24 protein-coding genes are annotated in these 22511 nt (G+C 68.0%); 13 read left to right on the plus strand and 11 right to left on the minus strand.

Features of this window, described 5'->3' with window-relative positions; genetic code table 11:
- Window positions 1-437 precede the first annotated feature (437 nt).
- Window positions 438-3470 carry a Tn3 family transposase gene (locus QNO09_RS38395; RefSeq protein ID WP_283974870.1) on the minus strand — a complete coding sequence of 1011 codons (3033 nt, stop codon included), beginning with the start codon at window positions 3468-3470 and terminating at the stop codon, window positions 438-440.
- Between the two features lie 192 nt (window positions 3471-3662).
- Between QNO09_RS38395 and QNO09_RS38400 the strand changes: the two genes are divergently transcribed.
- The 8 genes from QNO09_RS38400 (at window position 3663) to QNO09_RS38435 (ending at window position 8877) form a co-directional block, all read left to right on the plus strand.
- Window positions 3663-4580 carry a hypothetical protein gene (locus tag QNO09_RS38400; protein ID WP_283974871.1) on the plus strand — a complete coding sequence of 306 codons (918 nt, stop codon included), beginning with the start codon at window positions 3663-3665 and terminating at the stop codon, window positions 4578-4580.
- Window positions 4581-4586: 6 nt separating this feature from the next.
- On the plus strand, window positions 4587-5318 hold the full coding sequence (locus tag QNO09_RS38405; RefSeq protein ID WP_283974872.1) for a hypothetical protein: 732 nt from the start codon (window positions 4587-4589) through the stop codon (window positions 5316-5318).
- A 38-nt stretch (window positions 5319-5356) separates the two neighbouring features.
- A complete protein-coding gene (locus QNO09_RS38410) occupies window positions 5357-5788 on the plus strand; it encodes a hypothetical protein (protein ID WP_283974873.1) in 432 nt (143 codons plus the stop codon).
- Between the two features lie 47 nt (window positions 5789-5835).
- The gene (locus QNO09_RS38415) at window positions 5836-6207 is read left to right on the plus strand and encodes a hypothetical protein (protein WP_283974874.1); all 372 of its coding nucleotides are present in this window, start codon (window positions 5836-5838) and stop codon (window positions 6205-6207) included.
- A 92-nt stretch (window positions 6208-6299) separates the two neighbouring features.
- On the plus strand, window positions 6300-6869 hold the full coding sequence (locus tag QNO09_RS38420; protein ID WP_283974875.1) for a hypothetical protein: 570 nt from the start codon (window positions 6300-6302) through the stop codon (window positions 6867-6869).
- Between the two features lie 422 nt (window positions 6870-7291).
- Window positions 7292-7645 carry an SPDY domain-containing protein gene (locus tag QNO09_RS38425; RefSeq protein WP_283974876.1) on the plus strand — a complete coding sequence of 118 codons (354 nt, stop codon included), beginning with the start codon at window positions 7292-7294 and terminating at the stop codon, window positions 7643-7645.
- 107 nt (window positions 7646-7752) lie between these two features.
- Window positions 7753-8043, plus strand: coding sequence for a hypothetical protein (locus tag QNO09_RS38430; protein ID WP_283974877.1), 291 nt, complete (start codon window positions 7753-7755; stop codon window positions 8041-8043).
- A gap of 15 nt (window positions 8044-8058) precedes the next feature.
- The gene (locus QNO09_RS38435; protein ID WP_283974878.1) at window positions 8059-8877 is read left to right on the plus strand and encodes an SPDY domain-containing protein; all 819 of its coding nucleotides are present in this window, start codon (window positions 8059-8061) and stop codon (window positions 8875-8877) included.
- Window positions 8878-9489: 612 nt separating this feature from the next.
- Here the strand turns inward: QNO09_RS38435 and QNO09_RS38440 are convergent.
- From QNO09_RS38440 to QNO09_RS38455, 4 genes are all read right to left on the minus strand, one after another.
- The gene (locus QNO09_RS38440) at window positions 9490-10179 is read right to left on the minus strand and encodes a hypothetical protein (RefSeq protein ID WP_283974879.1); all 690 of its coding nucleotides are present in this window, start codon (window positions 10177-10179) and stop codon (window positions 9490-9492) included.
- A 79-nt stretch (window positions 10180-10258) separates the two neighbouring features.
- On the minus strand, window positions 10259-10747 hold the full coding sequence (locus QNO09_RS38445) for a hypothetical protein (RefSeq protein WP_283974880.1): 489 nt from the start codon (window positions 10745-10747) through the stop codon (window positions 10259-10261).
- Window positions 10748-10919: 172 nt separating this feature from the next.
- Window positions 10920-12662, minus strand: coding sequence for a relaxase/mobilization nuclease domain-containing protein (locus tag QNO09_RS38450; RefSeq protein WP_283974881.1), 1743 nt, complete (start codon window positions 12660-12662; stop codon window positions 10920-10922).
- Window positions 12659-13054: a plasmid mobilization protein gene (locus QNO09_RS38455; protein WP_283974882.1), complete on the minus strand. Its 396-nt coding sequence runs from the start codon at window positions 13052-13054 to the stop codon at window positions 12659-12661. The genes QNO09_RS38450 and QNO09_RS38455 overlap by 4 nt, the downstream gene beginning before the upstream one ends.
- 254 nt (window positions 13055-13308) lie before the next feature.
- Between QNO09_RS38455 and QNO09_RS40190 the strand changes: the two genes are divergently transcribed.
- Window positions 13309-13470, plus strand: a complete 162-nt coding sequence (locus QNO09_RS40190) for a hypothetical protein (RefSeq protein ID WP_502962410.1) — start codon at window positions 13309-13311, stop codon at window positions 13468-13470.
- Between the two features lie 169 nt (window positions 13471-13639).
- Here the strand turns inward: QNO09_RS40190 and QNO09_RS38465 are convergent, their stop codons facing one another.
- The 5 genes from QNO09_RS38465 to QNO09_RS38485 form a co-directional block, all read right to left on the minus strand.
- A complete protein-coding gene (locus QNO09_RS38465; RefSeq protein WP_030422103.1) occupies window positions 13640-13831 on the minus strand; it encodes a hypothetical protein in 192 nt (63 codons plus the stop codon).
- A complete protein-coding gene (locus QNO09_RS38470) occupies window positions 13828-15423 on the minus strand; it encodes an ICP22 family protein (RefSeq protein WP_283974884.1) in 1596 nt (531 codons plus the stop codon). Before QNO09_RS38470 ends, QNO09_RS38465 begins: the two co-directional genes overlap by 4 nt.
- Window positions 15420-16061, minus strand: coding sequence for a WhiB family transcriptional regulator (locus QNO09_RS38475; RefSeq protein ID WP_283974885.1), 642 nt, complete (start codon window positions 16059-16061; stop codon window positions 15420-15422). Before QNO09_RS38475 ends, QNO09_RS38470 begins: the two co-directional genes overlap by 4 nt.
- A gap of 160 nt (window positions 16062-16221) precedes the next feature.
- Window positions 16222-16920: a zinc finger domain-containing protein gene (locus QNO09_RS38480; RefSeq protein ID WP_283974886.1), complete on the minus strand. Its 699-nt coding sequence runs from the start codon at window positions 16918-16920 to the stop codon at window positions 16222-16224.
- Between the two features lie 2 nt (window positions 16921-16922).
- Window positions 16923-17819 carry a helix-turn-helix domain-containing protein gene (locus QNO09_RS38485; RefSeq protein WP_283974887.1) on the minus strand — a complete coding sequence of 299 codons (897 nt, stop codon included), beginning with the start codon at window positions 17817-17819 and terminating at the stop codon, window positions 16923-16925.
- A gap of 684 nt (window positions 17820-18503) precedes the next feature.
- Between QNO09_RS38485 and QNO09_RS38490 the strand changes: the two genes are divergently transcribed.
- The 4 genes from QNO09_RS38490 (at window position 18504) to QNO09_RS38505 (ending at window position 21469) form a co-directional block, all read left to right on the plus strand.
- Entirely contained in the window at window positions 18504-18956 is a 453-nt protein-coding gene (locus QNO09_RS38490) for a helix-turn-helix domain-containing protein (protein WP_283974888.1), read from the plus strand.
- Window positions 18957-19135: 179 nt separating this feature from the next.
- Complete coding sequence (locus QNO09_RS38495; RefSeq protein WP_283974889.1) at window positions 19136-19690, plus strand: secondary metabolite protein; 555 nt, start codon at window positions 19136-19138, stop codon at window positions 19688-19690.
- Window positions 19687-20886, plus strand: coding sequence for an MAB_1171c family putative transporter (locus tag QNO09_RS38500; RefSeq protein ID WP_283974890.1), 1200 nt, complete (start codon window positions 19687-19689; stop codon window positions 20884-20886). The genes QNO09_RS38495 and QNO09_RS38500 overlap by 4 nt, the downstream gene beginning before the upstream one ends.
- Window positions 20876-21469 carry a phosphatase PAP2 family protein gene (locus QNO09_RS38505; protein ID WP_283974891.1) on the plus strand — a complete coding sequence of 198 codons (594 nt, stop codon included), beginning with the start codon at window positions 20876-20878 and terminating at the stop codon, window positions 21467-21469. The genes QNO09_RS38500 and QNO09_RS38505 overlap by 11 nt, the downstream gene beginning before the upstream one ends.
- 58 nt (window positions 21470-21527) lie before the next feature.
- On the opposite strand, the gene QNO09_RS38510 is transcribed toward QNO09_RS38505, so the two are convergent.
- A complete protein-coding gene (locus tag QNO09_RS38510) occupies window positions 21528-22415 on the minus strand; it encodes an IS3 family transposase (RefSeq protein ID WP_283974892.1) in 888 nt (295 codons plus the stop codon).
- Window positions 22416-22511: the final 96 nt, after the last annotated feature.

A 22511-nucleotide genomic window follows, 5' to 3' on the forward strand; every position in this document is an offset into this window, starting at 1 on the left:
CCCCTACGAGCCCTCGGCCTCACGTGACGAACCCGGACAGATCCCAATCATGCAATGACCCTGGGTCGCTACCGTCTGTGCACGATGGTTATCTCCGTGGCGCGCCCGCTCAGTTTCCCTATGGGGCATTCGCTTCACGCTGGCCTTGCCGTTTCGGCGACCAAGATCGCAAAAGTGTGTGTTAAGGGGTGTGTTACCTGGTCACAGGTCTGGCGTGACTCGGCTGGACTGAGAACGGGAGTTCCTCTTGCTCCGGCCCCATCGAAGTTGACGCGGCGTCGGGGGGGCGAGGGGTGCACCCTCCACGGGCTGGTGAACGTGGACATGGGCGGGCAAGGACGAAGCCGGTACCTCGGTGAGGCACCGGCTGGGGTGGGAGGCGGAGCGGCTCACGGTTCAGTAGTTCTAAGGGTGGGCTCCACCTGGGCCTGCGGTCGTCAGGTGGGATCCGGTTCCACGTCGGGGATCTCGAACATCGTGTCGGTAGGCGGCTCGAAGTGGAATCGGCCGCGCATGTTGATGTGGCCGTACATCATCCGAGGGAGTTGGCGGAGGTCGCTTTGGGAGATGACCTTGCCCTGCGCGCGCATCTTCTCGACGATCTTCTGGATGTAGACCGTGTTGAAGAGGGCCACGGTGTTGAGGACGAGACCGAGAACACCGAGCCGGTTTTCCAGACCGGGGTAGTAGTCGGGGAAGGGGCCGTCGATGCCGTGACAGATACGTCTGGCGAGGTCGGCGCGTTCCTTGTGCAGCCGGCTCTGTGCTTCGATCCCGTGCCGATACTCGGGGTTGTCGTAGAGGCGGAGCAGGTGGCGTGTTTTGGCGATGCGCCCGAAGGAGACGATCGCTGATCCGAGGTCGGTGGGCTGGCCGTTGCGGGTCAGGATCCGCAGCGTGTCGTGTGCGCTGACGGCACCGTGGTGGATCGACCCGATCACCCGCAGGATGTCTTCCCAGTGTGCCGCGATCTGCGATAGGTCGATGTGTCGGCGTGTTGCGCCCTGGAGAGGTCCGTAGTCCGCTGACCTGTCGATGCGCCATAGCCTGGTGTCGTTGATCTGGTGCGGGGCGGGCTGGTAGGAGTAGCCGGAGAGGGTCAGAAGGCCGAAGACGAGGTCCTCGTGCGTCCCGGCCTCGGCGACGATGGCTTCGGGATGTCGGCTGTCCGGGATGCTGGTCTGGTCCCGGTACGTCGTAAGGGTGTTGAGTGCCTCCAGCGCGGCGCTGGGCCGGCCGCTGACCATGCGCCCGGACAGCTGGATGGCCTGCTCCGTCAGCATGGTCAGCCAGGTGACCTCGGAGTTGCCTTCGGGCGCGACGCGCAGGTCAGGCTGTGGTGTGGGGATGACGAAGCCGTGGCCGTCCACGGAGGCGAGGCGCTCCCCGTCCAACTGCAGGGTGGTGAGTGCCTCGCTCTCCGCGCCGAGCATGAGGGTGGTGCACGCCTCGATCACATCGGGGCGGAAGTATTCGCGGCTGATGCTGGTGAGGCGGTCGAGTTTGAGGGCGTCCTTTTCTTCGTTCGCGACGGCTTCGAGGCCGATATTGCAGCCGTACGCGACCATCACGGCGGCTACGGACAGCTCGAATTCCGGGTAAGGGGAGGGGTTGCCGTTGCGTGTGGTGAACGCGGCGATCCCGCCGGTCCGGCTCAGCACGTCGAGCACCACTTGGGGCAGTTCTACCTTGGGGAGCATCTTGTCCACTTGGCGACTCAGGCTCGATGGACGCGGTGGCCGCCCCTTCGGCAGGGCCAAGTCGCCGCTGCCGAGCGTGATTTGAGCGCCCTCGGGCATGCGGGAGGCGACTCTGGCGAGGCCGGCGTGCAGGCTTCTGCCCGCGCAGTCGAGGTAAGCGCTGGGGTCTTCGGGCAGATCCAGGCTGGTGAGCAGACTGGGCCGGGCCTGTGCCCAGACCTCGCCCGACAGCAGTCGTGCGAGCAGGTCTCCCCAGCGGGAACAGCCCTGAACGAAGATCTCTCGTTTGCACAGATGCCGGTGGAAGGTCTCCACCACACACAGGGCGTATGCCGCCAGGTTCACCGCGCCGTCGGACTGTTCGGGTTCACCTTTCACGAGGCGCTTCCAGGAACCTCTCAACAACCTGGTGTCGATGTCGTCGAGCCGTACGTCCTCGCGATCCAGGAGAGGCGGCAAGGCGTGGAGGGCGGTCAGTGCGGCCTGGCCCGCGGGACGCGCGCCGAAGCGGACCCTGCCGACAAGGACGGGTACAAACGTCCGTACGTCTCGGAACCGTTCCAGTGCCTTGGCACGACGGGCCTCATGGGTATCGGAGTCCTGGGCCGGCATGTACTCCAGGAGATTCTTGGCCGCCCGCAGGAGAGTGTCCCGGTCAGCGACCGTCTCCAGCACCGCGCGCGTGGAGTCGGTGTCGGTGACCGGGTCGGTGATTTCACCGCTCTCGTGGTCGATGCTCTCCGCCACGGATTCCAGGACGGCAAGCAGTGCTTTTGCGGTCAGGGTGCCGTCCGGGGCGAACTGCGGGTAGGCGTCGACGAGGGCCTTGTCGGCCCACCTCTTGGGTTTGGAGATGAAGCCCTCGGTGATCAGCTTGTCGAGCATGTCGATGGCATCGTCCAGGGCGCTCGTCTCCAGACGCTTGATGGCCGCAAGTACTGCAGCCCGCTTGCCGGTCTGCTCTTTCAGGCGCGGTACCCGCTCGGTCAAGGCGTGATCGGCTAGCTGCGCCAGCTTGCGGTCGGGGATGGACGAGACATCCACAGCAAGGAACCCGAGAGCGCGGATCTCGTCCGCGCGTGACAGTGCCTTCACGAAGTTCGCCCACGAGGGCACGCCGACACCGCGACGCAGGCTGTCCAGACGACTGGTGCGCTCGCCGGCGGGAACCTCCATCAACCAGTCGACAGTGCGGACCTGTTGACGGCTCATTTTGGAGAAGAGTTCCTTCGATACCGCGTCTTCGGCTCTACTGCGGCAGAGCGTCACCAGGTCACGCAGCGTCGAGTATCGGGGGAGGAGCACACGCTGCCCGCGGAGCCAGACCAGGGCCTGGAGCGTCATCGCCTTCGGGCCGTCAGTGGAGTACTTCAGCCGGTCTTCCAACCAGGCCACGAGCTGGGCCTCGCCCTCCACGAAGGAAGTCCAACCGTGTTCCCGTCTGATCTCTCTTACGTGGTTTCGAACGGTGTTGCCGTTCTTCCCGTACAGCCTGATCTTGGCGAGCGGGTCGGAGATGCCGAGTTGCTCGCCCACGCGCAGCACCAGCTCCTCGGGGATCCTCTCCATGTCAGTCTGGAAGCGACCCAGGAAGCGCACGACCGTCAGCTGCACGGCGACGCCGAGACGGTTGTGCTCGCCCCGCTTGCTCTGGATCAGCCGCTGGTCTTCCTCGCCCAGCCGGAGATGGGGCCAGTCGCGCTCCGGGATTCCATTGACGAACGACGGGTACCCCGCGCTCAACTCCTGCCGCTCCTCTGCGCCGAGCATTACCTCTCCTGACGATCGGATTGTCACGCGGGGCAGATTCAGGCCCTCGACTGGGCCGGGTCAAACCGGACTTCGGGGGTGATCGGCCGTAGGGCACATTTTTGAGATCTTGGTCGTCGACCCGTTTTCTGCGCGGCTGTTCGAGTGGCTCGCGGCCATTTCTGACGGTTCGGGCTTCTACCGTCCTCGGCCATGGAGAACGTGTGGATCGAGCCGGGCAGCAGCGCAGATCCCGGCTACACCGACGATCAGCTCAAACGCGCGAGATGGTTCGCGGAGCAGGACGTCCAGGCGACGCGGGTGCAGCTTGCGGCGCGCTTCGGACTCGGCGACGTGTGCGCCGAGATCGCCGAGCAGTCCAGCCTGGCGGTGAGCAGTGCCCTGGAACCGCTGGCACGGCAACTCGGCTATGCGGCCGACACGCTTGAGCGATACCAGCGCGTCACGGCGTTGGCAGGCGCGGAATTCCGTGAACGTCTCGCCACATCCTCCGTCCACGTGCCGTGGAAGTGCGTGGTCGCGGCCTGCGTAACAGACCCAGCCGAGCGCTCGCGTCGTGTCGGGCTTCTGCTCGGGCGGCTCGCCGGCGCCGAGCGGGCGGGATGGCCGGCCGTACTCGACGCCGGGGAGTACTGCCGGGCCCTGGGCCTGGCGGACGGAGCGGCCTGCGGCACGGAGACGCCGGGCGAGATCGTCGCTCAGCTCGGCCGTGCAGGGGTGCGGGAGGCCGTGGTCGCGGAACTGACCAAAACCCCGGAAGCCGTCCTGTCCATTCTGCGTCAGCCGACCGTGCGCGAGGTCCTCCAGGACCAGGAGGTTGCCCGGTACGTGCGCGAGCAGATGCGCCCCGCGCCGGATCCGGACGAAGAACTGCTCAACGAGCTGATCGGCGACGACGAACGCGATCCGCGTGCCGACTGGACCATCCGCTACTTCGGCCTGGCCCACAAGTGCAGGGAAATCCTCCTGCTGGGTCCCGACGATTTCGCAGACGTCGACGACCCCGACGTGTGGCAGTCCGTCGAATCCATCCGTGACTCGGTCGTCTCCTGGGCCGGCCGTGTCCTGGAGAAACGCCCCCGAACGATCCGACTCCTCTCCGGAAAGTAGAAACCCGTGCCTATCCCCAATGCCGCCGGCCGCTACCCCAACGCCGTACGCGACGTCCTCGACCGGGAGGCTCTGCGGTGCATCCGTCAGGGCGGGAGCGAAGCCGAGCAGCTCGCCCGGATGCAAAGCGTCATCCGGTCGAAGATCAACGTGCTCTCTGAGGAATACCGTCCTGTGTTCGACCGCGCGGTGAAATCGATGTGCACCACCTCGTTCAACAAGGTCTGCAAGGAACTTCGTATCGCCGCTCTCGCTGGCCCGGCCGGACCCACACAGGGTGGCCCCACCGTCATGGGTCCGAGCTGCGGAACGGGAGCATCGGGCCCCGGCGACGCTACGGTTCCCGGCTCGCACGGCGTTGGATCCGACGATGAAAGGGTCGTCGCGAAGGTCCTGATCGGTGAGGGCGGCGAGCTCACGGAGAAGTCGGCCCAGCAACTCGTGCTGGAAGACCTCGACCGCATCATGGAAGTCCTGCCTCCTCTTGCCGAGCGTGACTTCATGGAAGCGGACCGGCTTGAGAGTGCGGCCAAGGAATCCGCCCAAGGAGCCAAGGAGCACCGGGCCCGAGGAAACCGTATCCTCGCCCTGTTCAAGCGCTACGACCGGCTCGTTGTCGGCATCGACAGCATCCCCGGCATCTTCAACCTCGCCGACTACCTTGCCGAGGTCGGAGCCCAGGCCCTTGGCCTGGACGACGAAGACGCCGAGCTCCTCCGATACGCGGGCGCCCTGTGACCGAGTCCACCTGGCACAGAGAAGTCAAGGACTGGGGTGTGGCCACCGAAATCGCACTCGGGAACCGCAGAGCCGACTGCCTGCTGCGCTGCGGCAAGCGGGCAGAGATCCAAACCCACCCTCTTACCCCGGTGGAAGTCGCCGGCCGGGAGGCCCACACAGACCTCTGGATCCTCGACCTCCGAGCCGCACACGCGCGCAACCGCCTCCTGGTCTGGGACGACCCGGAGTTCGGCACACTGTTCCGCTGGGACCGCGCCTGGCAGGGCTTCGCGGTGGCCAAACGGCCCGCCTTCCTCAACACGGAACTGGACATCAGCACGGGCCGCGGCACCTTCCTGGAAGTGACGGGCTGGATCTTTGACGGATACCGCGCTCTCGGTTCCGGCAAGCCCCACACCGCTGCTGCCATGCGTTCATGGATGCGCTACGACACCCCGCTCGCCTCGCACCCGGCGGTGACCCTGTGACCTTGCAGCCACGCCGCAGAGGCACGCAAAAGCGCTACCGCACCATCGTGATCGAGCTGGACGGTCTCCTCCAGCAGGTGCCGGCCGAATACCACGCGGCCGGTGCGCTCGTGGAACACATGGTGACAGCCAGGGCCTTCCATGCCGACTCCGTGTTCGGCGAATGCCCGGTTCCAGTGGCCATACTCCTGTACCGGCCCACCGCTGGCATTCACCCGGCACTGACCGTCGTGGATGACCTGGCCGAGTCCTGGGTCATGGAATTCGACGTCTGGCACGGCCAGGTCCGCTATTCCATCACCGGCTTCTACCCGTCGGAGAACGGGCGCCTCGGCCATACTCGATCTTCGGCGACTTCGCCGTGCCGAAGCATGAAATCGCGAGCGTTCGCGGTTCACCACGCATTCGACACCGCCTGACTGCGGAGGTGACGCGCATCGACCGAACCCCAAATGATCAGCATGGTCATCCGTGGTAACCTCTGCGGTTTCCATGACGAGTTGGAGGGTTTTTGGACAGCGAGTTCCTGCTCGGCTTGATCGCTGCGGGAGCGGCGTTCGGCGGAGCTCTCCTGGGCGCCGGTGCTGTGGCCATAGCCGGACGCAGTCAGGCCAGTGCGGCACGCTACCAAGCCGATGCCCCATGGATCAGAGAACTCCTGCCCTCTCTCTGCGCAGAGTTCCTCCTCCAGGCGGAGCAGGTCTACCATGTCTATCAAGCCATGTATGAGGACGCGTTCAACCAACGCTGGGACGAGATGGAGCGCCGGGCCCGGGACCTGGATCCGCAACCGTTGAAGCGGGCCTTCGCTGCCCTCGAACTTCGCGCTCCAATGGACCTAGTCGATATGGCCACTGCGCTTCAGCAGTCTCTCCTCTACGACCATGCCCCAGAACCAGTCCGGCTTGGCACAGTACGAAGAGACCGGGGCCAACAGATGGCGGCTCGGACCAGATTGTCCGGTGCCTACCACGGCCAGCACAGCCTGTTCTTGAAGGTGGCCAGATCCGCTCTCAAGGTTGGTGCCCACGAGGCGCCGGCCCGGCGAGCGTGGCTGCCCTTGCGGCGCCGCCAGCCGTAAACGGAGTTCGGCGCTCGGCGACAGAACGCTCACCAGATCACCTGCCCTGCCCCAATGAACCGAGTGCAAGCGCCCCACTGAGTCCAATCAGCACTCTCGCCGCGAGAAAGATGAACCTCGATACGTTGTCCCAGGACAAGTTGTGCGCCGATGTCGAACTCAGCCCAACGGCCACCCCTGCCATCCAACTCAGTCGCCGCAGGCCACAGGGCTGGACGCAGAAACACACGCCACACCGCCACCTCGACAGCAAAGTTAGCCGCCGCAGGTCAACGAGTACCGGCGGGCTGAGTTCATCGTCAAAGGACACAAGTTCGCCGGGGGCAGACAGGAAAGATCGCGGAAAGACTGGCCAACGAGTGCGCGGGCATGTCAACGTAAACGACCTTGCAAGAAACCCCAGGTCAGAGAGGTGATTGCCTGTGACCGTAGCTCCTGCGGGCCCCGGCTTCTCCACCACCGTCGAAGCCCTGCGCCTGCGCGAGTGGCAGCTCGGCCCCGGCCAGCCCACGCTGGTCATGGACCAGTTCTCTGCGGAGGACTTCCACTTGATCGTCGATGATCGTGCGGACGTGCACGTCAGCTCGAAGGATGGCAGGTTTTACCTCGGCTGGTTCCCGCTCGGACGCCCCGGTACGGACGGCGAGGGATGGAAGATCGCCGTCACCGGCACCGCCAAGGTCCGTGGCTACCACCTGTCGTTCGACACCGAGACGCCGGCCGACATTGTGGCCGCCGCCGTAGCGCGCGTGCTGGAGACCTCACGCCGCCTCTGAGGCGCGGCCACCGACAGGGAGTGGCCACCCTCCGATCGGCCGACTAATGACCGCCGAACCATTCCACCGCTCCCCCTATCCCTCTCCCTCACCCCAGGAGGCTGCTCGTGATGTCCTCGGAGATGACCGTCGGCGATCTCATCGATCTGCTGTCCGGCTGCGACCGGAGTGTTCCGGTACGCCAGGCCATGAACCCGTTCTTCCCGATGGCACACCGCTTGGCGCAGGTGCTGCAGTCCGTGGATGAGGCCGACCGGACGGTCGTCTACCTCGCCGAGGGGCCGGACCCGGACGCGCAGATCGGTCACCTCCCGCCCGAGGTCGCGATTGCCCTGACGTGGCAGGGCCCCGTCCAGGCGCCCGCGCGCCGCCCTCGCCGCCGTGCCGGCGGCCACTGAACCCGCACCGAGCCCTTGGAGGCGCCCCTGTATCCCGACTTCCCGCTCGATCCGTCCACTCCGGGTGGCGGCCAGCCCGCGTTCTGGGTAGGTCCCCGCCATCTGGCCGGTGATGACGGGCGCCTCTACGACGCCGTCGCTGGCACGCTTTCCGGCTTGGGCTGGACCAGCCTGGCCATCGTCCGCGGACGGCACGAGCCGGACGAGGCACCAGAGGACCGCCAGGTCCTGCGCAGCACCGTCTTGCACATCAGCCCCGACGCCCTTCGCTGGGCGCAGTGGAATCTTGCGGACGAGCCGTTTCACTTGGGTGACCTGCCGATCACCTGGCAGATCTCGGCCCGTGCGAACACGAGCAGCCCGCTCGCGTCATGGTCGTCCTACTTCACCACCGACGTCCCCGGCGAGGCGGTGGCCGATTTCCTCGTCGCGCTCGACGCCCGCGATGAGCCCGCCATGCCGCTCGACGGCCCGGAGCTGGTCCTCGACGCCGTCACCGCACACGGCTGGCTCCCCGACATCGATCAGCCCCACACGGCAGCGACGGACCCGACGTTCACTTCGCACATCAGCCTCGGGGAGGTGCCGCCTCTCATCCAGGATGCCGATCCGCGCGTCCTGACGGCCGAAGCCGATGAGACGGGGCCGGCCGGATGGCAGGCATGGGCAGAGCCCGCGCTAGGCGCGCCCTGCCTGTGGGCTGCCTCATTCGGCTCCAGCGTGCCGCACGACCTCGTGGCGGCTTTCGCGGCCTCTCTCGGTTCGACGGCACCAGTTCTGCGGCGGGTGCTGCCCGTGGCCACACGGGAGCGACTGTTGCAGGCACCGGCGTAGCAAGCGGCGGTAGCCCTCAGCCCGATAGACGAAGCCCGGTCCTCCCGAACGGAGGCCGGGCTTCTGGCGTTGTTGTCGGTGGCTCGGCGAGACATCGAGCCGGAGGAGGGCAGCCGTAGCGACGGGTACGGGGCGCCGGGCCTGCCTGGCCTCAGCCTGTGAAGTGGGGTGAAGTGGGGTCGTCCCAAGGTAGCGGCGGGGACGTCCCGTGTGGTATTCCCAGCGCCTCAAATTGGGGAAAGTGGCCACGTTTTGGCGTAGTGGTGCCGCTCAGAATGTGGTATTCGGAGGCTCGTTGAAGTGGGGCGAAGTGGCGAAGGTATGGCGTAGCGGTGCCACGTTCCTGTGCGGCTGAATAGCCGTATGCCTCGAACCGAAGAGAAGCAGCAGCCTGTCCTTGAACTCCGCCTCGGTGGGGTGCACGTCGTCGTCCAACGCATTTCACCCTGGCTGGTGGCCGCCGTCGTCACGGCACTCGTCGCAACGATGGGCAGTTCAATCACCGCATGGTTCACATCTCGTTGAGACCTTGCCAGACCGTGCAGTGAGGTAAGCCGTACAGCGCTGCTGCCCCGACCATCCTGGTCGGGGCAGCAGCGCGACGGGCGCTGGTCAGCCGACTGCCGTGGCCTTGGTGAGGGCCTTGTCGAGGTGGCGGTCGACGAGGGCCGGGGAGCCGGAGACGATCAGCAGCAGGCTGTCGTCTCGGATGGCGGTCTGCTTGACCACGGTGTTCCGTCCTCCCGTGGAGAACGTGAGGAGCTGGCTCCACTGCTCATCACCGAGGCCGTGGGGTGCGGGCAGCTTCTGTGAGGTCACGTTGACCGGGGTGCCGCCCGCGACGACCTGATAGGTCGGGCACCCGGTCATCGCGTCGAAGATCCGGGTGATGCCGTCGGAGAGCTTCTGCGTGCTGTCGCTGTACAGCTCCTCGGAGATTTCCGAGGAGCTGCCGCCGTAGGTGAAGTCCGCCTTCGCCTTGTGCGGGAAGGAGAGCGTGCCGCCAGTCGCCGCGTCGCCGCCCAGCTCGCTCAGAGCCGGGCAGCCGATGACGGTGATGTCGTCGTGCTGGGCCGGACGCTCCGGCTTGGGAAGGTAGCCGCTGCCGAGGTCGCGCGGGTCGAGCAGGCGGGACTCGAGCGCGGCCGAGGAGAACGCGGCTGGCTCCCGGGCGGCCTCGGTTGGCTTTCCCGTACGGGAGGAGGTCTGGTGCTTGGACCCGGTGGTTTCGGTGGAGCAGGCGGGCACGGCGAGGAGGACGGCGGTGATGCCGAGTGCGGTGGTGGCGACGCGAACGCGCATGACGGAACTGACCCCTTGGTGCTAGGCGACGGGTGGTCAGTGCGGGCCCGCGGGCCCGGTGGGGTCGTAGGAGTGGTGGTCAGTGTCCGAGGTGGCGCAGGCAGTCCTCGAACGTGGCGTGCGTCGCATCCGCCGGTCCGGAGTGCCGGTTGTACCAGGCGGTGTCGATGCGGGTCTCCTGCTGCTGGTGTCCGGCCCGGCAGCGCAGCCAGATCTCACCGCGGGTGGAGAGGATGAGCCAGTCCCGGTATGCGCCGCACTCGGTGCAGGCGGCCATCTCACCCTCGAGGACCAGGGGTTGCTTCCACGGCATCATCTTGCCTTCGACCTGGTCGTGGCTCGGCACCCGCAGTTCAGGCGGGAGGAAGTCGTCCACGATGGCAGCCGGCTCGACGGACTGTGGCTCAGGCGTCGGCACTCCGATGCCGGGCGGGACCTGGCCCTGCAGCTGCGCGTGCAGCTCGGCGAACCGTTTCTGAGCTTCGCTCGGTTCCTTGGCCCTGCGGCGTATCCGGTGAAACACCCTGGCGTCCTCCTCCACCTCGGTACCTCGTCCTGCGCGTTTCATGATCGTGCCCCACGCCCCCGGCGGTTTCAATTCACAAAGTCCACAGTCCCTTCGGCCAGGTCAGCAGGGGTGCACGGCCTCTCGGTTGCCCGGATGGCGAGTCGGCCACGATGCGTGTCTCGGTACGGCACTGCGGCGATGCGGTGAGACTGCGTGCAGGCATCCGGTGGGCTTACCGGGTCGGACGCGATGTCTCCTCTCCACTGCGCCGCCTGGCGGGTGAGGAGGGCTTGGTGGTCGTCCCGCGCGTCGCGGACCGGTTCTCCGTGCTGCTGGTTTCGGGAAGGTGGGTGGTGTCGGCAGGCAGGTCGGCTGTTCGCCGCATCCGCCACACGAGCACGTCGCTGACGGAGTCCGCGGTGCCGAGTTCACGCCGTGCGGCAACGTCGGACAGGAGGGCGGCCGGGTCGTGGCCGGCGGCTTCGGCTTCCGCGATCGTGGCAGCCAGGGCGAACCAGCCGGGTTCGGCCAGGATCTGCTCGGCAAGCTCCGGCAGCGCCTGACGCAGCAGCACCGTCTGCCGCTGGAGCATCGGCCGGCTCAGACGCCGGCCGCGCTGGTAGAGCACACCGAGCGGCTGGGTCGAGGCGGACCGGTAGGCGGCGCGCAGGTGCTCGGCTGCCCGGGCGGCGGCCTCTGCTTGCTGGGCGTGCCCCTTCCTGGCGTGCCAGTGCGCGGTGGCGGTGATCAGGAAGAACAGCATGTCGATCGCCATCGCCGTGGTGGCTCCGTCCTCACCGCGGCCGAGGGCCGGGCCGCCCTGGACGAGGTCGCGGGCGGCCTGTCGCAGGGCTCGATCGTGCCCGCGTACGGCGCGGACGTGAGAGCGCGAGGCCCGTTCGAAAGCCGTTGCTGCGTCGTGCAGTTCGCGGCGGGTGTGGGCGGCAGACGTCTTCGCGAGGGCGTCCAGGACCTCGCCGACCGCGGCGATGTGGGCGGCGGCGACCCCGTCCTCGCCGTGTTCGACGACGAGCACGGCCTGCCACACGGCCGATGCCGTTCCGCGGCGCGCGGAGGCCGGACTGCCCGGCCCCGTACGAATCGCTTCCCCCCGCCGGGCCGCAGGCACATCCTGCGCATCACCGGACCAGCGCTCGCGGATGCGAGGCAAGGACAGGTCGGGAGCCAGGCGCGCGCCGGGGTAGAACACCGGCTCGCCGTCCTTGTTCAGGTCGTCGGGCAGGGCGACCTTGTATCCGAGCAGGTCACCGGACGGGGCCTCGCGCTTGCGGATCAGCAGGCCGGCGGTGGCGAGGCGGTCGAAGAACTCCTCTTCACTTCTGGCGCCGGCCACCGCTCGACGTACGCTCTCGCGCAGTTCTTCGCGCGCGGTGCGCTCGCGGCCCTGGCGCTGGGCCTTGTGGCGCTCGGCGCTGGTCGGGCGCTGCGCTGCGGTCCCATCCCCGGTGCTGAGCTGCTTGAGCCCGTACTCGGCTTCGATGAGGCGGGCTTCGGCCTGAGATCGCTTGGCGTCGTTGTTGAGCCGGGGGCGCCGGCCGTCCTCGCGGACGAGCGTGGCAATGATGTGGATGTGGTCGTCGGCGTGGCGCACGGCCGCCCAGCGGCATCCCGCCTCGTCGGCGGCTGGCGCGATGCCGGTCGCGGCGACCATGCGTCGGGCGATCTCGCCCCATTGCTCGTCGGAGAGAACCGGGTCATCCGGTGCGGCCCGGACCGAAAGGTGCCAGACGTGCTTCGCCGGGCGTCGCGACTCCGCGAGCGCCTGGACGGGCTGGTCCAGGAGCTGCTGCAGCTGTCGCTTCGTAGCTTGCGGATCGCGACCGGGATCGGGAGCGAAACTGTCCCAGGCCGCCACGAGATGCGGGTCGACATGCTCCTCGTGGGTCCCTTTGCCGTATAGGTAGTTGAGCAGGCCGAACGTGTTCGAGCCGCGTTTGTGGACGCGCGGGATCATCCGGTTCGCGTTTCGGTGTCGAGGTAGTGCTGGATGAAGGAGTCCACGCGCTGGGTGGCGCGCTGGACGGCGCCGAGTACGACTTCGGCGTACGGGACGTCGGCACCAGAGTTGATGGCCTTGGCTACCTGGTTGACGTTGTTGCCGATGTGGCCGAGGTGCCGGCGCACAGCGAAGAGCTCGTTGTGGACTTCTCGTTGGGCGGCGATTTCCGCCGCCGTACGGTCGAGATCGTGGGCGGCTTTGAGAGCGGCGTGGGCGAGGAAACTGGCGACGCTCATGTTGCACACGGCGGCAGCACGGGAGAGGAGTTGGTACTCGTCGTCGTTCATGCGGCAGCTGGGCTGGCGCATGCGTTTGTTCTCGTCGCGCAGGCGCTCACGCTGCTGCACATGCGGCTTTGAAGGTGCGGTGTGCGTGCAGTGCGCACTGTGGCAGGCGTGCTGGTCCTGCCCCTCAGGATGCGAGCCGCCCTCGGTCGCATCCTCACGGATCGGCGCCCCCCGGTGCCGATCCGCTCCCGCCACTCCAGGGGCGGGGGACGCAAGAGCATTGCTCCCCTCGGGAGCAATGCTCTTGCGATAACTTGCTCGCCCCGAGACCGAGTTGGAGTCGGGATCAGGTTCCGGGGTGGTGCCGTTCTTGCGTGCGTTCGTCATCGGGATTCGGGCCTCGTAGAGCGGGTGCGCTGCTGGATGGTTGCGGCCAGCGCGAGGACATCGGCTGGACCGGCAAGGACGCGGACCGGCCCGTCGGGGCGGTCCTGGACGAGCCACTGCCCGGTCGGCGTGAGGACGACGGCGTGTAGGAGTTGCCGGCGCACCAAGACGTCCGCCCAGGCATCGCCCTCGGCGGTGGTGGGCTCGGAAGAACGAGGGGGACGTGGAATCACGGCGTACCTCCTAAGCGGGACGATGGCCCGGCACGGAGCCGGGCCACCTTTATGGGTACGGGCTTTGAGCTGGGGTTTTGCCGGTTCAGCCGCACTCGGGGCAGCGCCCGACGTGGCTGTTGAGCGCGCGAGCCATCCGCTGTTTCGCCGAGGCAGCCTGCTTCGCACTGGACTTCGCCGCCGGCCTGCCCGCGTGCCGCTCGGAGTGAGCGAGCATGAACCCGATCTCTCGCTCGTACTCCGCCCGGACGGTGTTGAACTGGTGGCAGGTCTTCATCGGGCGGTGCTCCTCGTCGTCGTGATGTCCTCGTTCCGCAGCTCCTGGAGGACCAGGCCGAGTCGGTCGTTCCCGACACCCGTCAGGCCCTGGCGGCGGATGATTTCGCGCAGCTGCACCCGGGTAATCGCTCCGTTGCCGTCCCGTTCGAGCAGGGCGGGAACATGGGGGCGCACCTCACGGACAAGCTGGCGCTCGGGCTCACCCAGCTCGCGTGCCGGGCGCTCCGTCTGCGGAGAGCGGGACCGGGCACGCTTGTCCTTGTTCTTCGTCCGAGACGTCCTGGCCGGCTTCCGGCGAAGCGGGACCTTGTGTCCTCGGTCCTGGGTGGTCTCGGTCCCGGACTGTGGGGCGGTCGGTCCCCGGTCCTCGGTGGCCTCGGTCCCCGACTTCGCGGTGCCCGGTCCCCGATGAGAATCCGGGTCCTGAGCTGCTACTTCTCGCGCGTTGCGGTCGGTCCTCATGGCCGCTGAGACCCGCGCTGCGGCTTCCGGACCGGCGAGTTCGGTCCCCGGGACCGCACCGTCTTCAGAGGGCTTGGTCCCCGCGGCCGTTCCCGTTTCGTCGCCCTTGGTCCCCGCGCCGACCTTGGCTTCAGGGTCCGCCTCCTCGGGGACCGGTCCCCGAGGAGTCCTCGGTCCTCGGTCCGGGACCGGCTCGTCGGAACTGTCGGGACCGGGGACGGGGACCGGCACATTCGATGTCGGCTGTGCGGGGACCGCGGCCGCCGATGCGCTGCTGTGCGCCGGGGACCAGGGAGAAGGGAGCGGGACCGTGGCGAGCGCGAGCGCGTGTCGCCGGGCGGCGAGCTGGTCGAGCAGCTGTGCCCGCTGGAGGGGGTCGGTTCCGACCGAAGCCCTGCCGACCGCCTTCGACAGGCGTCGGGTCAGCCGCCGGCCTCGACGGTTCCGCTGCTGCTCGGGTGTGCGCTCGGCGAGGCGGGCGGCGAGGGTGACCGCACGGGCGGTGGCCCGGTCCCGGGTGATCTGTGCGGCGTCGCGGTCTCGCGCGGCGATGCCCAGGCGGGACAGCAGCCTTTCGCGTGCCTCCCGGCCCAGGACGGCGATCAGTCCTTTTGAGGCGGCGCCGGGTGTGCGCAGGCGCAGTTCGATGCCCATGGCCAGGTGCCACAGCATCGCCGCCATGACTGGTCCGACGAAGGCGCGGACCGTGCCGCCGATGGGGCCGCTCTCTGCGTAGGCGGGGATCACCTGCACCGTGGTGATCACCCAGACCAGCGTGCCCGGCAGGCCGGGGGCGCCCTGGACGGCGAGGTTCTGCCGTGCCATCAGCGCGGTGGCGAACAGGGCGAGTTCGGCGGCGGCGAACATGCCGGCGCGCTCGGCGGCGCCGGCCATGTCGAGGTAGTCGGCGGCGAACCGCCACGAGGTGTCGGCGCTGTAGGCGGTGCAGCCGAGGGCGGCGACGGCGGCGACCTTGACTGCCGGGCCGCCGAGACGTTTCTGCGAGCGAGTCCCCCGGCGCCGGATGGTCCACGCGGTCAGCACGAGCGCGAGGGTGGCGGGCACGACGGCGGCGAGGAGGAGAGGGAGGTCCGAAGTAGCACCGAAGGCGAGGACGGGGTGGGTCATGCTGCCTTTCCGAGAGGGGCGTGCGCCGGGGTCGACGCTGCCGGGCGGCCTGTCGGCTGCTGCGTGCCGGGAGCTGCGGGCGTGGGGGTGCCCTTGGTCTTGGAGGTCTTCTTCCGCTTCTTCTTGGGGCGGGGCACGCCGTAATTGCGGTCGCGGTCGAGGACCTTGTTGGCGGCTTGCCGGAGCAGGTCTCGGGCGTGCTTGTGGCTGATCTGCAGGGCGGCGGCGAGCCGGTCGGGCTGCCAGCCCCGGACGTAGGCGTGGTCGATGACGACCTGCCGCTCGGCTTCCGTCAGGTGCACGTCGCGTCCCTGGAAGAAGGCGGTCACGCGCCGGTAGTCCAGGCGCCGGTGCAGGTTGTCGTGCAGCGGGCGCCGCTCGGCTTCGGTGAGCCCGCCCCAGACGCCCTCCTTGAGGACGTTCTCCAGGGCGAAGTCCAGGCACGCGCGGCGGACGGGGCACCAGCCGCACAGCTCCTTCGCCTCCGCGATCTCCTCGTGATCCCGGGGCCCGGGGAAGAACACGGCGTCGGCGTCCTCGACGTCCATGCCGTGGCACGCTGCGCGGGTGTGCCAGCTGGTGTCTGCGATGCCGCGCAGGCCGGTGGCCGGCGCGTCGTGGGTGGTGATGTGGCGCAAGGCGAGTCTCCGATGTGCTGCCGCGGCGGCCGGCTAGGGCGGTGCTCGGCGGGTGCGGCGTCGGGTGCCGGCTGCGGCGCGTGGGCGTGCGCCGCAGCCGGTGCGGGACGGTGATGTTGCGGCGGTGCAGCGGACGGGATGCACGCGCCGGGTGCGCCGGTCAGGCCAGGGCGGGCTGCTGGGCCTGCTGGGCGGTGGCGAGGTCGAGGCGGCCGGGGTGCGGGCTGGCGCGCGGCGTGATGGCGCGTACCCCGTCGTTGGGGCCGATCCGGCGGCGGCGACACGGCTCGCCGACCGGGGCCAGACACCACTCGCATCGCACGCTCAGGGCATCGGGCAGCCCCTGCGCGACGGCGGCTTCGCGTGCAGCCCGGGCGGGCCGGAACGGTGCGAGAGCGGCTCGGGCGGCGGGCGGTATGCAGGAGCCGATCTGGTCCAGCCGAGCCTGCAGCCTCGGGTTGATCCCCTCCTGGCTGCTGGTGATGGCCCGGGCCTGCGCGGGCTGCGCTATGCCGGCGGCGACAGCGCGGCGGGTGCCGACCAGCTCTGCGGTCCAGGCGGCCTGGTCGTCCGGGTCGACGGACGGCGTGGGATCGGAGTGCCTCGCCAGGCGGTCGCGCCGGTAGCTCTCCCAGGGGCGGACCACGTCCGCGGGCTGGATCTGGTACGGCGAGGTGCGGTAGTGCTGGCGGGCGGCGACGCGGGCGTCCCAGCCGTGCGGGGTGGCCATCGGCACGTCACCGAGCAGCTCGTTCCACTGGGCGAGCTGATCGCGGGCCTCGCCCTCGTCGGTGCGGATGCTGCGGGGGTCGAGTCGGCCGATGTAGGCCAGCAGGGCTGCGATTTCGCGGCGGTCCACGGTCAGCCCTCCGTTCCGGTCGGCTCGTCCAGGGCGGCGAGAAGGGCGGCGGTGTGCTTCTCGGCCCGCGTCATGCCACCGGGCGCGGCGGTGTTCTGGCCGGGCACGGCGTAGAGGTTCGGGCGGCTGGGGGCGTGCTCCCGGGTGATCCAGGAGCGCCAGTCGGCAGCCCAGGCTTCCGCTGCCCTCGGGGCGTGGGCCGCCCGGTGGGCACGCCACTTCGCGTCGGCGGCCTGCAGGCCCTGCTCGCCGAGGCGGTCGAGGTGTCCCTGCTGGCGGGCCCAGGTGTGGGTGGCGGGGTCGACCTGCCACTCGGCAGCCGAGGTGACCGCAGCACCACCACTGCTGTACCTCCGGTTCAAATCAGGTTCACTACGGTTCTGTGTGCCGGTGACCGGTACATCGCTGTGCCGGTGGCCGGTACGCCGCTGTGCCGGTTTCCGTCGCGACCTGCCGGTTTCCGGTACTGCCGGTTTCCGGACCCTCGCGGGGGATTCCGGCACCTCACGCGGGCGGATTCCGTACCGCCGCAGAGCCGACAGCCGGAGCTTCGCAGGGCCGGCGGGCTCGTCCGGCACCGCCGTGTCGCCCGCTTCCTCCCGCTGCTCTCGCAGCGCCTGTGCGACGGCCTCGGCGGCGAGAGGCAGGCGGTAGACCGTGCTGCGCTGCGGGCCCACCAGGTCGTCGAGCTGTTCCAGCTCGCCGGCTAGGAGGAGGCGCTCGACGGCTTCGCGCACCGTGGAGACCGAGGCGCGAGTGCGCTTGGCCAGGCTGGACAGCGAGGCCCAGGAGATGCACTGATCGTCGGCCACCCGGTCGGCGATCGACAGCAGGACCAGACGCGCGGCCCCTCGGCTGGAACTGTGCTCCCACACCCACTCGCGGGCTTCGCTGCTCATCGGCCGCTCCCGGCAGGCGGGCGGGAGGGGCGGCTCGCGGGGGCCAGGATGGTGCGGTTCGGCTCGGGGCGCTGAGGCGCCGAGGCGGAGCTAGCTGCCGCGCAGGCCGGACGGTAGGGCCTTTTGCGCAGGGCGGAGCGCATGCAAGAATCTCCTTTGGTGTTGCCACGCTGAGACGCCCCGTGGAAGGGATCAGCGTGGTGATGGTGGCGATCTCCGCCCTTGCCGGGGCGGTACAGCCGTTAAGCGTCCGGCGTCCGGGAGTTGCAGCTCTCGGGCGCCGTCGCTGTGTCCTGGGACCTATGAGGCCCGGAGGTTGTGCACGTCATTGCTCCTGTGCTCGTCCATGCGGGCGGTCTGCCCGGCGGGGGACGACGAACATACGCACGGCTCCGCGTCAAGGTCCAGAGTTGGTTCTTAAACCCTGTAGAAGTCGCGTGAGCTGCTGCGACGAGGGTGGAGCGATCATGGGCGGTCCTAGCGCGTACGTAGGTCACGAAGGCCGGACAGGGAGCGCTTACCGTGCCCTGTCGGCGCCGCAACACTTCAGTGAAGCTGTGATCGAAAACCTACGCCAAAGTGATCCCAGTCTGTCAACACTGAAGTGAAGCGTCTCGGTCTTTGGCCCTGGGAACTACACTGCAGTACAGTCCGGAGTCGGCGTCTAGATGAGAGGAGTCGGTGATGGTGGAGTCCAGCGGACCGGCGGAGGCGCCCGGCGGCGCGGCCGACGCTCGGCGCTCATTCGCCGACAAGCTCAACCACCTGTTCCAGACCGAGACGAACCCGGAGACCGGCAAGCGCTACACCAATGCCGAGGTCGCTCGGGCGATCTCCGTGTCCGAGAGCGCGATCTCGCAGCTGCGGACCGGGGCGAAGCCCAACCCCACCTACACGACGGTGGAACGACTTGCCGGCCACTTCCACGTCAAAGAGCAGTACTTCTTCTCGGACTACGACGCCGAGGAGGCCGAGAAGGTGCGCGCCTCCATGGAGCTGATCGAGGCAGTAGCCGACAGCGACGTGCGCGGCCTTGCGCTTCGAGCCAACGGTCTCTCGGCGGACAGCTTGAGGATGATCACAGATGTGATCAATCAGGCGCGACGGTGGGAAGGGCTCGACAGGCCCGGGCAGTGATGTGACCTCACTCACCCGCTGGGCGGATTTGACTGGTATGCCGTGCGTGATCCTTCAAGATCGCCTTGGGCAACCATGTGAACGTATGCAAAGCTCCGCTGGAACCACGCGAATGATGGGTTCCGGTTAGCGCAGGCCGTGTCGGCGCTCATTCGGGGGCTACAGCAAGGATCTCGTCCATGTTCAATCGGCAATTCGCGCGCAGAGAGGCGCAGCTGAGGCGACTGTGTGAGGAGCAGTTGCGGGGGATCGAGATATCCGATCCCTACGCGGTGGAGGAAATATGCCGGCAGCTCGCCATCAAGCGTGGCCGCCCCCTGCACCTCCACGAATTGCCTGAGACAGGAGGGGCCAACGCTCCCTGTGGAATGGTTCTCTCGTTCGACCACGGGGATTACGTCTTTCACGTCGCGGCTACCAGCGAGCGGCATCGTGCGCAGATCGTGCGCCACGAGCTAGCGCACCTGCTGCTCGGGCACGCCGGGAACAACGAGAGCGTCGTCAAGTCTCTACTGGGAGTCCTCCCTGACGGGGTCGACCCCTCTGCCGTGCTCTCCGCTCTCGGCCGGACGAGCTACGACAGCGAGACCGAGTACGACGCCGAGATGGCCGCCTCCTGCCTGGGAGAGCTCTTTCACGATCTTGCCCACTCGGGCCGGGAACGCGGTCGGTCCGGCGCGGTGTCGCGGCTCGACGACGCCCTGGTCCACCCACGGAGGAACCGCCGCTCATGAGCACATCCACCCTCGTCGCCGGCGTCCTCTGGCTGGTGGCTCTGTGGCGACTGCCGTCCCTCCGGCACTCTCGCAAGCAGCGAAGCCTGGCGCTGACCCTGGCGACACTCGCGGCTGCCATGACGTTCGAGGTTCCGCAGGTCAAAGAGGCAGTCGATGCCGCCGCCGGCACAGACGCCAGGCTGTCGCCGCTGCTGAAGCACCTGCTCGGCGTTACCTCGGCGGCATATCTGCTCGACTTCGTCATCGCAGTCGTTCGACCGCAGGGCCTGGCGCGTCGCACACGACTGGTGGCCGCCGGCGTGACGTTGCCCCTCATGCTTGCCTTCTACGCCCTGGCCAACTGGACGCCAGGAGGGCCCGTCAGGCTCGGAGAGGGCCGTGGGGCCCTCTTCCCCGTCCTCTACATGACGGTCTTCACGCTGTACATCGGCATCGCCATGGTCGTAGCGACATGGCTGTTCCTCGGCGGCGTACGCCACAGCCGGACTCTCCTGGGGAAGGCCGGCCTCGGATTTCTGGGCTTGGGAACCCTGCTTGGAAGCCTGTACGCCCTCCAGCGCATCGTCTTTGTGACGGTTCAGCTCGCCTCCGGCACCAGCTATCCAGACTTGGAGAACCTTCTCTCCACAACGCTCAAGCAGGCCACCGTCCTGTCGGTCGCACTCGGGGTCTGTTTGCCTCCTCTCTCTGTCGCCGTGGAGTACGTCGCGGCGTGGAGCACCCTGCGGAAGCTGCATCCCCTCTGGGCGCAGCTCACGGAAGCAGCCCCGTACGTGGTGCTGGCGACATCCGTAGGCAGGTGGCGTATCCCCTTCCGGTTGGAGCGGTGCGTCATCGAGATCGAGGATGCCTGCCTGGCGCTTCGCGAGTACGTGTCAGTCGACATGTACGCAAAGGCTCGGAGGTTCGTCCGTCAAGAAGAGGTCGATGCGCAACTCTCTGACGCAGTGGCGGAAGCCTGCTGGCTGCGTGCAGCCGTCCAGAGCGCGCGAAACGGGGAGCGACTGCGGGGAGTTGAATATCCACCTCTCGGCGTCACTGGCCGAGACAGAGCGAGCGAACTGTCATGGTTGCGCACTGTTGCCCGCGCGTACCTCTCCTCGCCAGTCGTTTCCGAATTCGTCCGGCAAGAACAGTCGTCCATTTCCCACGAGCAGGGCGCTTCGGAAAGGATCTCCTCAAATGACAACTGATGTCCGCCCCAGCGAGTCGCGGCTGGCCCGCCGCATTACAGACTGGCTTGAGCCGAAGAACTGGATCATCGCTGTCACGCTGCTGGTCGGCTGGCACACCGCACAATGGACAGGTGTTGCCTGGGGAGTGGTCGGCGCCCTCTTCGCGGCCGTCATCCCGATCACCTTCATCAAGTACGGCATTCGCAAAGGCCACTGGGGCGACAGACACGTCGGAGCGAAGCCAGCACGGCTAGTCGTGATGGCCGTCATCCTGATCTCAGTAGCCACCGGCATCGTCCTGATGCTCGTCGCGGGGGCACCGCGCACCATGGTTGCCCTCATCGTCTCGATGCTCGTGACGCTCGCGATCCTCACCGCAATCACCTTCGCCTGGAAGATCTCCGTCCACCAGGCCGTGTCCGCAGGTGCCTGCGCGATGCTCGTGCAGACCTACGGCCCGTGGATGGCCCTGGGCTTCCTCTTGGTCGTCGTCGTCGGCTGGTCCCGCGTCGAACTGCGCGACCACACACGCAACCAAGTGATCGCAGGCACCATCCTCGGCACCATCGTGGCCGCAGCCGTCTTCCACCTGGCGCGCTGATCCGAGGGAGGGGCGTGGTTGAGGGTGAAGTTTCCCCTTGATCGTGGACACTCGTTGGTTATGCCGCGAGAGCGTGTTGGTGGCACTGCCTGGTCTCGGCCGGGGTGAGGTAGCCGAAGGTCCTGTGTTTGCGCAGGCGGCGGCGGTTATAAAGGGTCTCGATGAAGGTGAAGACCTCGGCGCGGGCGGTGGCCCGGTCGGGCCAGGTCCGGGTTCCGATCTCCTCCTTGAGCAGAGCCCAGAAGCTCTCCGCGGCGGCATTGTCGAAGCATGATCCGGTGCGTCCGCAGCTCTGGCGCAGCCCCAACGTTCGTATCCGGTCGCGGAATTGGGCCGATGTGTACTCGCTGCCGCGATCGCTGTGTATGACACAACCGGGCTCCAAATGCGCCCGGCCGTGAGCCATGTCGAAGGCGTCGGTGACGAGTTCGGCGCGATGGTGGTCGGCCATGGCGTAGCCGACGACCTCGCGGGTGGCCAGGTCGAGCCAGCAGGCGAGGTAGAGCCAGCCCTCGGCGGTGGGCAGGCAGGTGATGTCGCCGACCAGCTTGATGCCGGGGCGCTCGGCATGGAAGTCGCGGCCGATCAGGTCCGGGGCCGGCTTCGCCTTCGTGTCCGGCCTGGTCAGCGAGCGTCTCTTGCGGCGAGTGACGCCGCGGATGTCGCGCTCGCGCATCAGGCGGGCGATGCGCTTGCGGTTCACGTGTCGCCCCCGGCGCCGCAGTTCGGCATGGATTCGCGGGACACCGTAGGTGTGGCGGGAGGCGATGTGCAGCACGGTGATCTCGTGCGCGAGTGCGTCGTCGGCCGCCTGGCGGGCCCGGCGGGCGGCCTCGCTCTCGCGCCAGGCGTAGTAGGAGGAGCGGGCCACGTGCAGTACACGGCACAGCAGAACGATCGGATAGTTCGCCTTCTCCGCATGGATCAACCGGTACAACGCGTTCACCGGTCGCTTTCCTTCGCGAAGAAGGCGGTCTTAGTGGACGTTAAGTCCGTTTCTGGTAGCGGCCTCGTCCTGGCTGGGTGAGGAAGCCTTGGCGGG

Origin of the sequence: Streptomyces sp. 378 (assembly GCF_030124145.1) — a bacterium.
In the GTDB taxonomy this organism is placed as follows: domain Bacteria; phylum Actinomycetota; class Actinomycetes; order Streptomycetales; family Streptomycetaceae; genus Streptomyces.